Source organism: Yaniella soli (assembly GCF_054782375.1).
This window is the reverse complement of sequence record NZ_BAAGSP010000004.1, coordinates 111,318-125,572: the sequence shown is the minus strand read 5'-3', so window position 1 is coordinate 125,572 and position 14,255 is coordinate 111,318. Positions and strand designations below refer to the sequence as shown.

Annotated in this window: 14 protein-coding genes; 6 read left to right on the top strand and 8 right to left on the bottom strand. The window is 57.8% G+C overall.

Features of this window, described 5'->3' with window-relative positions; all coding sequences use genetic code 11:
• Nucleotides 1-18: 18 nt before the first annotated feature.
• From ACYVJT_RS03450 to ACYVJT_RS03440, 3 genes are read right to left on the bottom strand one after another with little or no spacing between them, the layout of a single operon-like run.
• Nucleotides 19-546: a type 1 glutamine amidotransferase domain-containing protein gene (locus ACYVJT_RS03450; protein WP_343955475.1), complete on the bottom strand. Its 528-nt coding sequence runs from the start codon at nucleotides 544-546 to the stop codon at nucleotides 19-21.
• Nucleotides 547-581: 35 nt separating this feature from the next.
• On the bottom strand, nucleotides 582-1,193 hold the full coding sequence (locus ACYVJT_RS03445; RefSeq protein ID WP_343955477.1) for a DNA-3-methyladenine glycosylase I: 612 nt from the start codon (nucleotides 1,191-1,193) through the stop codon (nucleotides 582-584).
• Nucleotides 1,177-1,719 (bottom strand): methylated-DNA--[protein]-cysteine S-methyltransferase, encoded by a 543-nt coding sequence (locus ACYVJT_RS03440; protein WP_343955479.1) that lies wholly within the window; start codon nucleotides 1,717-1,719, stop codon nucleotides 1,177-1,179. Before ACYVJT_RS03440 ends, ACYVJT_RS03445 begins: the two co-directional genes overlap by 17 nt.
• Before the next feature lie 197 nt (nucleotides 1,720-1,916).
• Between ACYVJT_RS03440 and ACYVJT_RS03435 the strand changes: the two genes are divergently transcribed.
• The 5 genes from ACYVJT_RS03435 to ACYVJT_RS03415 all read left to right on the top strand — a co-directional run bounded on the left by ACYVJT_RS03435 (nucleotide 1,917) and on the right by ACYVJT_RS03415 (nucleotide 7,722).
• Nucleotides 1,917-2,780 (top strand): NUDIX hydrolase, encoded by an 864-nt coding sequence (locus tag ACYVJT_RS03435; RefSeq protein ID WP_343955481.1) that lies wholly within the window; start codon nucleotides 1,917-1,919, stop codon nucleotides 2,778-2,780.
• A gap of 89 nt (nucleotides 2,781-2,869) precedes the next feature.
• Nucleotides 2,870-4,123 carry a quinolinate synthase NadA gene (gene nadA / locus ACYVJT_RS03430; protein ID WP_425579835.1) on the top strand — a complete coding sequence of 418 codons (1,254 nt, stop codon included), beginning with the start codon at nucleotides 2,870-2,872 and terminating at the stop codon, nucleotides 4,121-4,123.
• The gene (locus ACYVJT_RS03425) at nucleotides 4,120-5,733 is read left to right on the top strand and encodes an L-aspartate oxidase (protein ID WP_343955485.1); all 1,614 of its coding nucleotides are present in this window, start codon (nucleotides 4,120-4,122) and stop codon (nucleotides 5,731-5,733) included. The genes nadA and ACYVJT_RS03425 overlap by 4 nt, the downstream gene beginning before the upstream one ends.
• Nucleotides 5,720-6,574 carry a carboxylating nicotinate-nucleotide diphosphorylase gene (gene nadC, locus ACYVJT_RS03420; protein ID WP_343955487.1) on the top strand — a complete coding sequence of 285 codons (855 nt, stop codon included), beginning with the start codon at nucleotides 5,720-5,722 and terminating at the stop codon, nucleotides 6,572-6,574. The genes ACYVJT_RS03425 and nadC overlap by 14 nt, the downstream gene beginning before the upstream one ends.
• Nucleotides 6,574-7,722 (top strand): cysteine desulfurase family protein, encoded by a 1,149-nt coding sequence (locus ACYVJT_RS03415; RefSeq protein ID WP_343955489.1) that lies wholly within the window; start codon nucleotides 6,574-6,576, stop codon nucleotides 7,720-7,722. Before nadC ends, ACYVJT_RS03415 begins: the two co-directional genes overlap by 1 nt.
• On the opposite strand, the gene ACYVJT_RS03410 is transcribed toward ACYVJT_RS03415, so the two are convergent.
• From ACYVJT_RS03410 to ACYVJT_RS03395, 4 genes are all read right to left on the bottom strand, one after another.
• On the bottom strand, nucleotides 7,719-8,033 hold the full coding sequence (locus ACYVJT_RS03410) for a DMT family transporter (RefSeq protein WP_343955491.1): 315 nt from the start codon (nucleotides 8,031-8,033) through the stop codon (nucleotides 7,719-7,721). The two genes, ACYVJT_RS03415 and ACYVJT_RS03410, sit on opposite strands and share 4 nt — an antisense overlap.
• Nucleotides 8,030-8,377 (bottom strand): DMT family transporter, encoded by a 348-nt coding sequence (locus ACYVJT_RS03405; protein ID WP_343955493.1) that lies wholly within the window; start codon nucleotides 8,375-8,377, stop codon nucleotides 8,030-8,032. Before ACYVJT_RS03405 ends, ACYVJT_RS03410 begins: the two co-directional genes overlap by 4 nt.
• 144 nt (nucleotides 8,378-8,521) lie before the next feature.
• A complete protein-coding gene (locus ACYVJT_RS03400; RefSeq protein ID WP_343955495.1) occupies nucleotides 8,522-9,856 on the bottom strand; it encodes an MFS transporter in 1,335 nt (444 codons plus the stop codon).
• 32 nt (nucleotides 9,857-9,888) lie between these two features.
• Complete coding sequence (locus ACYVJT_RS03395; RefSeq protein WP_343955497.1) at nucleotides 9,889-10,815, bottom strand: DMT family transporter; 927 nt, start codon at nucleotides 10,813-10,815, stop codon at nucleotides 9,889-9,891.
• Between the two features lie 201 nt (nucleotides 10,816-11,016).
• Here ACYVJT_RS03395 and ACYVJT_RS03390 point away from each other — a divergent pair, with 201 nt between their 5' ends.
• A complete protein-coding gene (locus ACYVJT_RS03390) occupies nucleotides 11,017-11,946 on the top strand; it encodes a DNA-formamidopyrimidine glycosylase family protein (protein WP_343955499.1) in 930 nt (309 codons plus the stop codon).
• Between the two features lie 4 nt (nucleotides 11,947-11,950).
• Here the strand turns inward: ACYVJT_RS03390 and ACYVJT_RS03385 are convergent, their stop codons facing one another.
• On the bottom strand, nucleotides 11,951-14,188 hold the full coding sequence (locus ACYVJT_RS03385) for an MMPL family transporter (RefSeq protein WP_425579836.1): 2,238 nt from the start codon (nucleotides 14,186-14,188) through the stop codon (nucleotides 11,951-11,953).
• Nucleotides 14,189-14,255 lie beyond the last annotated feature (67 nt).

Genomic DNA, 14,255 nt, shown 5'->3' with positions numbered 1-14,255 from the left:
CGTTGGTTTTCAGACTGTCTAGTTTTGTTCCGTCAGTTTATTGACGATTGCCTCGTTGAAGGCTGGTAAATCTTTCGGTGTCCTGGAGGTATTCAGGTTTCCGTCGACCATGAGTTCTTCGTCTGCCCAGTTCGCGCCAGCATTGCGTAGGTCTGTTTGCAGGCTGGGGTAACTTGTCATGTTGCGATCTTTGAGGACATCGGCTTCGGTCAGGATCCACGCAGCGTGGCAGATGGAAGCCACAGTTTTTTCTGCATCGAAGAATGCCCGTGTGAAGTTGACTGCATCGGTATTCATGCGAATTTGATCGGCGTTTTTCGTTCCGCCGGGTAGTACCAGCGCATCGAAATCTTCGACGTTGGCTTCGGCGACGTCAAGATCCACTTTTTGGGAGTGGTCTCCACCGCTAATTTCTCCTGACTCTGGCGAGACGAGAACTGCTTCGGCGCCCTCTTCAACGACGGTATCCCACGGTGAGTAGAGCTCGGACGGCTCGTAACCGTTGGTCACGAGAAAAGCTATGCGACGGCCTTTAAGGTCGCTCATGATTTCACTCCTTTAGTGTTGGGTGTCCTCCCAGGCTAGTTGGCGCCCAGAGTCTTCGAAAGAGTGACTGGTTCGCGAAACGGAAAGGTATTCACCACTCCGATCGCTTCAAACATGGCAAAGAGAATCGTCGGCCCAACAAAATGAAAACCACGCTTTTTCAGTTCTTTGGCCAACGCCACGGATTCCGGTGACTGGGTCGGCGGGTTCCCTTCGGCGTCCAGCACAGGATCTTCAGCCGGACGGTAGGACCAAATAAGCTGGGATAACCCTCCGTCCTTCCGAAGCCCAATTGTTGCTTGCGCGTTAGTAATCACGGCCAGAATTTTCTGTCGATTACGCACGATACCTGTATTCGACATAAGCTCCTCGACGTCGTCATTGGTGAAAGCCGCCACCACGTCTGGATCAAAATCCGAGAAAGCGTCTCGAAAGGCCTGTCGCTTTTTCAGAATCGTCAACCAGGACAGTCCGGCTTGAAAACCTTCCAAACTCAGCCGCTCGAAGACTCCCTGTTCGTCCCGCACCGCTCGACCCCATTCGGTGTCGAAATACTCCTGTAGCACCGGGTTCGTCGTAGCCCACGCTGGACGGGCGACACCGTCGTCGTCGATGAGTACGTTGGGATATTTAGGATGTTGGCGCACTGGGGCGTTCACCTCGTTCAAAGGCCAGTAGATATTGTTTTGCACCGGCGGTGCCGCTGAATTCACCATGACTGCCGTCTGATCTGACGACTCGGTGACACGGTTGGATTAGCGGGATGGGGTTGCGTGCGCATGCACTGCCCACTGCGCGCGCAGCGCCGGGATTTTCGAGCTGTGTGGCGAATTGCCCATAGGACCGGGTTTCGCCGTAGGGGATGCTCGACAAATTTTGCTGTACCCGTGTCATGAACCGGTCGGGTGCCGGCTGTTGGACTGGGAGTTCAAAGTACTTCCGCGTTCCCGCGAAATATTCAGCGAGCTGCTGGGTTGCGTACTCGAGTGCAGCATCATCGCGTTGAACGGGCATGCCGTAGGCAGCTTCGAGTTTGGCGCGGACGCTGTGAAAATCGTGGTTCTCAAAAGCCAGGTGTACTACGGCTGATGCGGTCGCGGCGATGAATAGCTCGCCGATCGGTGAGGGCATGATCGCGTATCGAATGGTGACGGATTGTGCAGTGTCGGACATGGTGTACCACCTCGGTTGATGTCATTACTGATTATGCCTGCTTTGGTCTTTGGCGTCAGGTGGAAATGGCGCACTGTGGATAAGCACCGCTGATGTTCTTGACAATCCGTGTGTGCCAGCCCATACTTACTTAAAGTCAGATTGACCTTAAGGGCAATTGTGGGATTCCCTGGTCGCGAGCGCAGAAAGGACAGCGCGTGGTGAATTTTTCTGCTCCGAGTGCCTCGGAGCGGCGTTTTATGCCGCCAGCCGTTGCGGTGTCCTCTGTCGCATTTGCTCTGCATCCGCCCGTGGATGCCAATGTGGCGGATCCTCGATCGGGCGATGTGATCTCGACGTGGGGCGAGTATGCCGGGCGCGAGGGTGCACGCGTTGAACATGCCACAACGTTATGGTTGCCGCTAGTTCGTCGCACCCGTCCGCCGTTTGATGATTTATGGGCGCTGCCCGGCGGACCGATCCCCTGGGATGAAGATCTCTATCACACAGCCGCACGCACCCTGCACGAGTCAGTGCTGCGCTCCCCCGGTTACCTCGAACAATTATTTACGTTCGGCGCGACGACCCGGTCTGCTACGGCACAACGTTTGGTGACGATTGCCTACTGGGGGTTATACGGCGAGCTTGATCTGGCCGTGGATCCGACGACGGAACCATCTCGTGATGTCGCAAGCGATGTGGCCACCGCGGGGAAGAACGCGGTCACAGAATTTTCCGAAGCGCTCGTGGCCAGCGCGGATGCCAATATCGCATGGTTTTCAATTGACCGCTTACCCGAATTGGCGTTTGATCACGCAGACATTATTGATTACGCGGTGTGGCGTCTGCGGCAACGCACGGAGTATTCGATGGTGGCCCACAGATTTTTGAGCGAAGAGTTTACGTTGGCCCAAATGCGTCGCGTTCACGAGGCAATTTTGGGGGAACAAATTGATCCGGCGAACTTCCGACGCGATGTGCTCGCCCAAGGCCAGCTGGTGGACACCGGGCGGGTCGAAGAAGGTACACCGCACCGACCGGCCAGGCTCTACCGGTTCAAAGAACAACCCGAACACGTTTGATTTTCCCGACTGTTAGCTAGAGGAGTCCCATGACAAGCGTTGCCAATATCATTGCATCGGCTGCCACCGTTGAACAGCGCAGCCGCACCATGCTGGGTGACACCATTACCTTCGGTGAACCAACCGATATCACGACCACGTGTGACAGCCAGTTGAGCACTGAGCCGTGGCAGATCGACACCGAGCCGGGTTATGGCCCCGGGGCCTCGACGAATGACGAAGCACCGTCCACGGCTCCGCATCAGGGTCCGATCCCTGCTGAATATACGGATGCTTCCGAAGCCGAGCTTGATGCCCGCATTATCGCCGCAAAAGAGACGTTAGGCGACCGGTTGAAGATTCTGGGTCACTTTTACCAGCGCGATGAGATCGTGAAATACGCCGATTTTGTCGGTGACTCATTCATGCTCGCCCAGGCAGCCAAAGACCACCCGGAAACCGAGGCGTTTGTCTTTTGCGGGGTCCATTTCATGGCTGAGACCGCCGATATTCTCTCGGATGAGCAGCAGTCGGTGATCCTGCCGAATCTGGCCGCGGGCTGTTCGATGGCTGATATGGCCACCATCGACCAAGTAGAAGAGGCTTGGGAACAACTCATGCAAGTCCTCGGAACTTCCAATGACGAACGTGCCGAAGTCATTCCGGTGACCTACATGAATTCTTCTGCTGCGATCAAAGCGTTTTGTGGTCGCAACGACGGTATCGTGTGTACCTCTTCAAATGCCACGACCGTTTTAGAATGGGCCTTCGAACGTGGCAAACGCGTCATCTTCTTCCCGGATCAACACCTCGGACGCAATACCGCAAAAGCCATGGGCCTCACTGAAGAACAGATGCCGCTGTGGCGCCCCTATCTGCCCATGGGTGGCAATACTCAGCAGCAGTTGGAAGACGCCAAAGTAATCTTGTGGAATGGTTTTTGCTCGGTCCATAAACGCTTCACCGTAGCCCAAATCGACAAGGCCAGAGCAGACTACCCAGACGTCACGGTCATTGCGCATCCCGAGTGCCCCGCCCCGGTCGTCGAAGCAGCCGATGGTGTGGGATCAACGGAATATATCCGCAAAGCCATCGAGGCCGGCCAGCCCGGTGATGTGTTTGCAGTGGGCACAGAGATCAACCTGGTCAATCGATTGCAGGCGCAACACCCGGAAATGACCATATTTTGTTTAGACCCGGTCATCTGCCCGTGTTCGACTATGTACCGTATTCATCCGGCCTATCTGGCATGGGTGCTCGAAGGACTCGTCGAAGGCCAAGTTCACAACCAGATCTGCGTTGATGCCACGGTCGCAACTGATGCCTCGGTTGCGTTAGAACGTATGTTGGCGGCTCGTCCATGATTTTGGTGATCGGCGCCGGCGTGGCTGGACTCACCGCAGTGCAGCACCTCGCGGCAGCAGGTGAGCCAGTCACATTGGTGACCGCGGGGCGCTTTGGAACCGATGGGATTGCTGCCGGCAACACTGCGCTTGCACAAGGTGGTATCGCTGGGGCAGTCGGTCCAGATGATTCGCCAGAGTTGCACATGACCGACACGATCGCTGCAGGTGCCGGACTTGTAGATCGGCGTGCTGCCCGCGTCCTGGCCACCGACGGTGCGCACCGCCTCAACGCGTTACTCAACGACGGCTTCGCCGCCGACCGTGATACCAACGGGCACCTGGAACTTGGTATGGAAGCAGCGCACAGCACCGCCCGGGTGCTCCATGCCGGCGAAGACAGTTCCGGGGCTGCGTTGTCTGCGTTCATGACCAGCAGGGTCCAACAGCTCATCAATGCCGGTGCGGTCGGCCTAATCGAACAGGCCCATCTGACAGCACTGTGCGTGGCCGACGGTGCAATCTGCGGCATCGCGTATGAGACTCCGAGCGGACGACAACGCCTCAATGCTGATGCCGTCGTGTTGGCAACCGGTGGGTATGCCGGGTTGTATTCCACCACGTCATCATCGGCCGCGGTCACCGGAGACGGGCTATTGGCCGCAGCGCGTGCCGGAGCGGTGGTTGCTGATCTGGAATTCGTCCAATTTCACCCAACCGTCCTGCCAACAACTGGTGAGCTGATTTCCGAAGCGGTCCGCGGAACCGGAGCGGTGCTACGTGATCCCAACGGCGAACGCTTCATGGACCAAGTGCACCCTGGCGCTGAACTTGCGCCACGCGATGTGGTCTCGCGGGCATCAACCGAACTGATGCGTCGCTTCGCCACCGAGCACATATGGTTGGACGCCACCGTTATTGAGACGCATTTTGGCGCGGGGACGCTGGCGACGCGTTTTCCAACATTGACGCAGCGACTGGCTGCTCAAGGGATCGATTGGTCACGCCACTATGTTCCCGTTGCCCCGGCGGCCCATTATTGTATGGGCGGTGTCGCCACCGATACGTTCGGTCGATCATCGGTCCCCGGGCTGTTCGCTGCCGGTGAGGTGGCGTCAACCGGGGTGCACGGCGCCAACCGTCTGGCCTCAAATTCATTATTAGAGGGGTTGGTTTTTGGTGCCCGAACCGCGCTGGCTGCACAGCAGTATCGCGGCACTGGTGTCTGGGCTACGGAATCACCGTTTCGAAAGTTCATCGACGCACCGTCCGCCATGCGAGCTCAGCGCTCGGGTCCGCGTGGTGCCAACGGTGATGCGCACCAATTAACACAGCTGCGCAAGCTCGTGGGAGCCCACCTCGGCATTCCTCGCGATGCTGCATCACTACAACGACTGCAATCGCAGTTGAACACGGTCCAGCACCCACTGCGTGAGTTGGTGTCACTGATGGCCTCAGCCGCCCTGTCAAGAACAGAGTCTCGCGGTGGCCACTGGCGAACTGATTATCCCGAGGCAGATTCTCGCCAAGCTGCTCGGAGTGCTTGGCGCTTAGACACAACACAGCAGACGCCCCATGACGCGTTCAAGATGACGCGGGGCAAGGAAAAGGTTGAACATGTTAACGCATAAACTCGTTGCGGATGCCGTTGAAGGTGCGCTGGCGGAAGACAACCCATGGGGAGATGCCACCGTCGCAGCTTCCATTTCGGCTGACATGACGTTCCGGGCCAACCTCGTAGCTCGTGAACCCGGCGTCTTCGCCGGTGGTGCAGTGGTGGTAGAAACCTTTCAACAGGTGGATCCTCACATTGTCGTGACCGATCTCGTCGCCGATGGCACCGCATTGTATCCCGGCGATATCATCGCAACGCTGAGCGGACCGGCTGCCGGCATACTCACGGGTGAACGGATCGCGCTAAATTTCGTACAGCGTCTTAGCGGTATCGCAACGTTGACCTCCCGGTTCGTCGAGCAGGTGGACGGTGTGCACGCTCATGCGAAAATTGCCGATACCCGCAAGACCACCCCCGGATTACGTGCACTTGAAAAACACGCTGTGGTCGCCGGTGGTGGCATCAACCACCGATTTTCTCTCTCGGATGCCATCATGCTCAAGGACAACCATCTCGCTGCACTTGGTGCCACACACGGCAGTGGGCTGACCGCCGCGATCAATCGTGTTAAAAACAGTGTCGGCCATACGACGCCGATCATCGTGGAAGTCGATGAGCTCGACCAAATCGAACCCGTCCTGACCGCCGGGGTCACGGGAATACTCTTGGATAATTTCTCCCTGGCTGATCTGCGGTCTGGCGTGGCACTGATTGATGGTCACTGTGTGGTGGAAGCATCCGGCGGGGTCACTGTTGATACGGTGGCAGGAATCGCTGAAACCGGAGTCGACATCATTTCGGTCGGCACTATCACCCACGGTGCCACGGCACTGGATCTCGGATTGGACGCCGTTTAATGCTCTATCTCGACGCTGCTGCCACTGCCCCACTTCGTCCCCAAGCCCGCGAGGCGATGCTACGCATCCTAGACGGTGGGCCAGCCAATGCCTCGTCGGTACATACTGCTGGCAAACAGGCCAAAAGCGTGCTGCAACAGGCACGCCACCAGGTGGCGTCTGCTGTGGGTGCACGCGACTCGGAAGTGGTCTTCACCGCCGGTGGCACCGAAGCCAATAACCTCGCGCTGAAGGGCATTGCGGTAGCGAACCCGCGTGGCAAACACATTGTCACAACCGCCATCGAACATTCTTCGATTCGACGGTCCTGCGAGTTCTTAGCCCGGGTGGCGGGTTTCGAAATCACCGAAATTGGTGTCGATGAGCATGGACGCGTCGACGAAACGGCCGCGCTGGCAGCCATCCGCGACGATACGACCCTCGTGTCGGTTGGGTTAGCCAACGGTGAGGTCGGCACCGTCCAGTCGATTGACCAAATAGCCGAGGCGGCACACCGAGTCGGCGCAGTGATGCATACCGATGCTGTGCAAGCAGCCGCGTCGCTGCCGGTCAATTTTGGTACCGGTGGTTGGCCAGGAGCAGCCGTGGATGCGATGTCTGTGGCGTCGCATAAATTTGGTGGACCACAAGGTGCCGGTGCCTTGTTGGTGCGTCGCGGTATCGCATTCGAACCACTGTTGCACGGTGGTGGCCAAGAGGCTGGACAACGGGCTGGCACCGAGAATATGGCAGCGATCGCTGGTTTTGGTGCGGCAGTTGCGGCCGTCATGTCGCAAGCCGGCAATCGAGCTGCCGCGATGGTGATACAGCGAGATGCGTTTGTCACACGCCTTGTGGAAGCCATCCCAGGGGCCCAACTCACCGGTCACCCCACCGAGCGAGTACCAAACCACGCCTCGTTTGTCATCGAAGGTATCTCAGGGGAATCCATGCTGGTTGACCTCGATGTGGCAGGCATTGCTGCGTCATCGGGTTCCGCATGTTCGGCTGGTAAGAAGGAGCCCTCCGGCATTTTGCTTGCCATGGGCTACGACCCCGATGTTGCGGTCACCGCCCTGCGCTTTACGTTCCCTGACCCGCTCGATGATGCAGCATTTGAGCAACTGCTGGATAAAGCACTGGGGGTGCTTTCACGGCAGGCGGGCTAGCCTATTTCGACGAATAACACCCCTACCATGATCAGGCCAAGACCCAACACCATGCGGGGAGTCAGCGGTTCTTTCCAAATCACTCGTGCTAACAGGGCGATAACGGCCACGCCAACGGCCGACCAGATCCCATAGGCAATGGCGACCGGCATACCCTCAACCAGGGTCATGGCCAAGAAGAAAAACGCCAGCGCGTAGAACACAACCAGGGGTATGATCCAGATTTTCTTGCGGAACCCATCGGCAGCGCGCAAACTCAGGGTTGCAATAATTTCGCACACGATCGACAACGACAAATACAGCCAGCTCATGGGTTACCTACCTCGACCTTCTTCGGGCGGCCGTCCCCTATTTGCACCAGGAACACTCCAACCACAAGCACGACAATGCCAATGATGGATAGCCAGCTGAGCGTTTCACCAAAGATGGCGGCACCAAGAATAGCGACCAGCGCGACACCACCGGCGGCCCACGTGCCATAGGCGATGCCGATGGGCATGCCCTCGCCCAGCGCTAAACCAAGCAGCGTAAAGGCCACCGCATATCCGCCCACGACCCCGATGACCCACAGTGGTGTATCAACGGTGGCTCGTAGCGCCATCGTGCCGAGCACTTCGGCAATGATTGCTCCCACCAGCAATAACCAGCGTTTCATAAAACTGGACAATCCCATCCGCTTCGACTGCCTAGGAACACTCTGCAACGGAGATGTCCCAGGTCACACGCATCATGTTCACTCGTGCCAGACCCGTCAATATTCTACCTATCGCTCCAATAGCTCGAGACACGCGGTCGAGTGTTAGCTCCGTGAGACGTTCGGCAGCCGTGCCCCGGCAAAGACACCGATGAAGCCACTGGCGGCTAAAAATAACAGCGCAAAGGCGACATGCCAGGTGGCCAGCACCGAGCTGATACCCCCAATCAACAACAGCACGAGTCCCAGCGCGGTGTTCGACACGGCGACATAGGTGGTGCGCTGGTCACCTTCAGCCATGTCGACGACATAAGTCTTTCGACCGATGCGCACTCCGGTGTGCATCAGCGTCAGCGTGAAGTACACCCCGATAAAGATCACATTGGTCACCCAGTTTTCGGCCAACAACTCGGGGATCGTCGCAAGTATCACAATGGCAAGCACTATGGTCGAGGCGATGCCGGCTCCGATGCTCATGAGGTGTTTGCTTGAGCGGTCGGCAAGACGTCCGAAGATGCGTCCGCCGAGCAGTGCGGCGATACCCGAGGCAATGATGAACCCACCCAGCCCTGCCAGCGTGTCGGCGCCATATTGAATGGACAGGGTCACCACATACGGTGGGCTGAGCGACGAGACCAAGAGCAAGCTTCGAACGGTCACGAAGTGCCGAAACTCCTTATCGTCACGCAACAGTTGAGCCATCTGCACAAACGTATTGGTACGTTCTTCGGTCTCATTCGTGTCGGGATTGTGGCGATCCTGGTCCTGGTTAGGTTCTCGGATGCCGGTATAGATCAGCCCCACGCCGACCCACAGTGCTGCACCAATGGCCAGTAGCCAGGCGAGTTGGACGTTGGTCAGATCGGTGCCGCCAAAGAACCGGATGGCCAAACCAAGCGTGATCGCCACGAACCCCGCAGCTGTAGTGGCTAAGCCATTGATTTGGCCCCGTTCGCCCTTGGGCACGGTGCGCCCCTGAACATCTTTTGAAGCAATCGAGCTCAGGCATCGGCCAAGCGAAAATGTCATCAACGCCGCAAGGATGATAACGCCTGCGGTCAGACCGGTGGCAAGTGCTGCAGTCAGGGCCATCGTACCTACAGCAAGAGACTGGATAAGAGCGCCGGCGATGAAGACCCATTTTCGGTAGCGCACCCGCAGTATCAGGGGTGTTAGGAATGCTTGGGGCAGCATCGAACCTGATTCCCGGATGGGCACAAGTAAACCGGTCAAGGCTGGCGGGACCCCGAGGGTGGCAAAGAGCCACGGGAGAACGGTCGCTGAGTTCACCGTTTGGTCGCCCGATGATTGCAACGCATTGGCAGATACGATGCGCAGCCCATTGGAGGCAATATTGCCGCGCACCTCGGCTGGCAGATCGGCTTCCGCGGTGGGGTCCCGTTTCATCAGCGCCGAATAGATGGTGTCCTTTATACTCACTCCAAAAGGCTACCGCGTAAGAGTGCAACACACTAGTACGGTGAGCCGCGCCTGGCCGTTGCAGGAGACGCTGGTCTCGTCGGTGACACTGCCAAGATCAGCAGGACAACCCCAAACATACTCAGCCCGAGCCATCCCACCGGTGTGAGGCGTTCGCCCACAATCAGCACCGCCAGTACGGTGGCGACTGCGGGTTCGGTCAGAGTAATCGTCGTGGCCGAACTGGCCGGTATTTTCGACAGCCCATAACCAAACACGAAATAGCCCAAAAACATGGGGACGAGCGCCATGTAGGCGCCGACCGCAAATGCTTGTGGTGTGGCGAGGAGTTGCGCGCCGGTGAAGAATAAGACCGGAAGCAGCAGAACACCCCCGGTACCAAATACTGATCCCATCGAAGCAGCCCGGCTCACGCCCTCATGCATCAAACGCTGCACACACCACGAATAGATTGCATAGGCGGCCCCAGCAATGAGCCCGAGGCCAATACCGGCCATGATCTGGTCTTGACTGCCAAGCTGACCAGTGTCGCTAGAGATGATCAGCAGGCAACTGCCGACGATACCCAGCAGCGCTGCGCTTGCCCACCAGCCACCCAAACGGCGTTGATCTATGACGCGTTCGAGTATTCCGGAGACCAGGGGCGCCGATGCTAAGGAAATCACGGTGCCGATTGCCACGCCGGCCAGGTGCATGGATGAATAGAACGCCAACGGATAGGCAAAGACCGCAACCGCTCCCAGCAGCACGATGCTCGCATGTGCACGCAGCTGAAGTGTAGCCCGGCGCAGCGCAGGCATCGCCACCACTGCTTGCAGTATGCCACCAATTCCCAAGGCTGCCGCACCAATCGCTAACGGGCCAACCTCTGGCGCAAATGTGGCAGCCGTGCCGGTCGTACCCCACAGTATTGATGAGACGGACACTGCGCTGATGCCGCGGAGACGGTCGCGATTCATCGACACTCCAGGATTCGTGCAGCAGCATCGATGAGCAGTTTCCGCGTCTGTTGAGTGCGTTGCGGTGCTGACATGCGGGTATCGTCCTTGTGGGGAAAGCTCTTGAGGTAGATCAGTCTACTGACATATTCTTCGGTATGCGGCCAGTACGCTAGAGGTGACCGAACGTAGTGCACTGATACCGCAGCCAGGAGGCCCGCCATGCCTGAAGGAGATTCGCTGGTTCGGCTTGCGCACCGCTTACGGCCAGTGATGCAAGATCAGATCCTGCAGGCCACGGATTTTCGGACCCCACGCTTGGCCACCACGGACTTGGCGGGTTGGCAGATCACCCAGGTAATCCCCACAGCGAAGTATCTTGCCATGGCGGTCCAAGCACCTACCGAGACAGATTGCGCACCGACAGAACTGATCGTCCTGTCACACCTTGGCATGGACGGGTCATGGCGGATTGATACCCGCCCCACGCACACAACCCGGTGCATACTCCACTTTGATACCCGTCGCGTCGTGGGTTCCAGTCTGGCCAGCCTCGAAGTGCTGGCCCCCGAACAGGCGCGCGAAGCGTTAGCATTTCTTGGCCCGGACTTGCTGGCGCCCGACTGGCATCAACCCGGGACGGCAGGCAGACTCTTCGCTGAAGTACTGACCAATATTCGTGAAGCACCGGATCAACCCATTGGGACAGCCCTGTTGGATCAACGGCTGGTGTCCGGGCTGGGAAACATTTACCGCTGTGAAGTACTCGCCCTGGCACGGCTGAACCCGTTTGTGCGCGTGTCAACGCTGTCTGATGCCCAACTGATCGGCCTGCTGTATTTGGGGCGCGACCTGATGCTCCTCAATATCCCACCCAGATCCACACCACACGCGAGACGCGCCACCGTGGATGTTCGTCCGGATCCAGAAGCTGTCTTTGGCGTTCGCATCGCCACGCCTCAAGAACAAGCGCGTAGCGATGCTGATCGGTCCCATCGTCGAGGAAAACACCCCGCCTATTGGGTATATAACCGTCAGCGCGAAGGTTGTCTCCGATGCGGCGGGCCCATCTACCGCGACATGCTGGGTGTCGGCCACGACCGCGAGCGACGTATTTTCTGGTGTCCCGCCTGTCAGGCGCCGAACGAGTGACTGTTTAGCTCGCGTGTTTGCCTTGTTTGCGAGCCAGTTTCGATGGCCACCACACGGCACGGCCAATGTCGTAGGTCAAGGCTGGGACCAGCAGTGAGCGCACGATAAAGGTATCCAGTAGCACACCGAATGCGACAATGAACGCCAACTGGACCAAGAACAGGATCGGGATCACTGACAACGCCGCAAACGTGGCGGCCAGCACCACCCCGGCTGACGTAATCACGCCCCCGGTCACCGTCAGACCGCGTAGCACTCCGGCACGAGTGCCATGTTTCAACGATTCCTCTCGCACACGAGTCATCAAAAAGATGTTGTAATCGATCCCCAGGGCAACCAAGAACACGAACCCATACAGCGGGACCGACGGATCAGCCCCGGGGAATTCGAAGATCCCGTTGAATACCAGTGCGGAAACGCCCATGGCCGTACCGAAAGAAATAACCGTGGTGGCGATCAACAAGACTGGTGCAAGAATAGATCTGAGCAACAGCATCAGGATCAACAAGATGACCACCAAAACGATGGGGATGATGAGGTTCCGGTCGTCCACGGCTGCATCATTGGTATCGACATCGGTGGCTGTCACCCCGCCAACCAGAGCGCTTGGTGTCGTGTCCGCGAACTCGGCACGAAGCTCGCGCACCGTCTCTGAAGCGACCGGTGAGTCTGCAGCGTCAGCCAATGTGCCTTGGATCAGGACTTGATCCTCCACCACGGTGGGTTCTGGTTCAGGGGTCCCGGGCGGGCCAAGAGCTTCAATACCGTTTTCGGTGATTGGTGCGGTGCCGCTTGGAGAATCCTCGGTCGTGATGGACACTTCTTCAATTTCCGGATGCGCCAGCAGCACCTCAGAGACAGCTTCCTGTTCATCTTGGGATGCAATGACTTGGATGGGGCTTCCCGATCCACCCGGGAAATGTTCACCCAGGGCAACTTGGCCATCACGAGCCTCAGAGGCACCGAGTACAAGGTCGGATTGTGCAACGCCATCGGCTTTCAACTGGGTGGCTGCAGCTGCGCCGACCAAGAGCACCAGGGTCGTGATAATCCAGATTGCTCGTGGACGCTTCTGCACTTGGCGGGCAACCTTGGGCCAGAGACCGTTCGACGGTACGCCGTGCTCAGCAGCAACAGTGTCTGGTGCGTATTTGATCCGTCTTGGCCAGAATGCTGCGCGGCCAAAGGCAAAAAGGATAGCGGGCAGCAGGGTGAGTGCTGACAACATGGCAAAAATGATGCCGATCGAAGCGATAGGGCCCAGTGTGCTGTTGGATTTCAGATCGCTGAGCAGCAACATGAGGAGTCCTGCGATGACCGTGCCGCCTGAGGCCAGGATCGGTTCGATTGCTCCTTTCACTGCCCGCAGCGTAGCGGTCCACTTATCTGGGACGACTCGAAGTTCTTCTCGATACCGAGCGACTAACAACAGTGAGTAGTCTGTGGCCGCTCCGATCACCAAAATAAATAAGATACCCTGCGTTTGTCCGCTGAGTAGCACGATTTCCCATTTTGCTAACCACCACACGGTCAGCAAGGCGGCACACAGTGCGAACAAACTGGTTGCCAGCACTGCGAAGGGTAAGAGGATGGAACGATAGACGATGACCAGAATAATAAACACTGCGATCAAAGCCACTGCGAGTAGCAAGCCATCAATACCTGCGAATGCTGCGCTGAGATCCGCGCTGAATCCTGCAGGACCGGTCACATAGACAGTGAGGCCATCGGGGGCGTCAGATTCGAGCTGCTCGCTGATCGCAGTCACAACGTCAGCGGTGTCTGCTTCCGAGTTCACCGGGACAAAGGCTTGAATGGCCTGCCCGTCTTCGGAAGGTATCGGCGGCGAAAGCTCGTCCTCAACATCGCCAAGTTCGGTAAGCGACTCTATTGACTCGGTGATCTGTTCCAGTTGGGTGTCAGTGACTTCCGAGTCTGCGACGAACACGGCAATTGCCGGGATAGCGTCAGAGTCTGTGAACTCGCCCTGGAGTTCTTGGACCTTCGTTGCTTCAGCTGATTCGGGTAGATATGTCGTTTGATCATTCGACGAGACCTCTTCAACTTTGCCGAAGTAGGGCCCGCCCACCCCTGCAGCAGTAAGCCATGCCAAAATAAGAAAAGCCGGCAGCAAGATTCGTAGCCATTTTGGCACTCGAGCGCGCGACGAATCTGCCTCCTGGGATGGCGACTCCGGGTCATGTTGCGCAGATTTCGTAACAGTGGTCGTGTCCCGGTGCATGGTCATGTGTCCATTCGACGAAGCGTGTGCTCAGGAGCGATTTCAGGCATCACTTGACGTTCTGCTC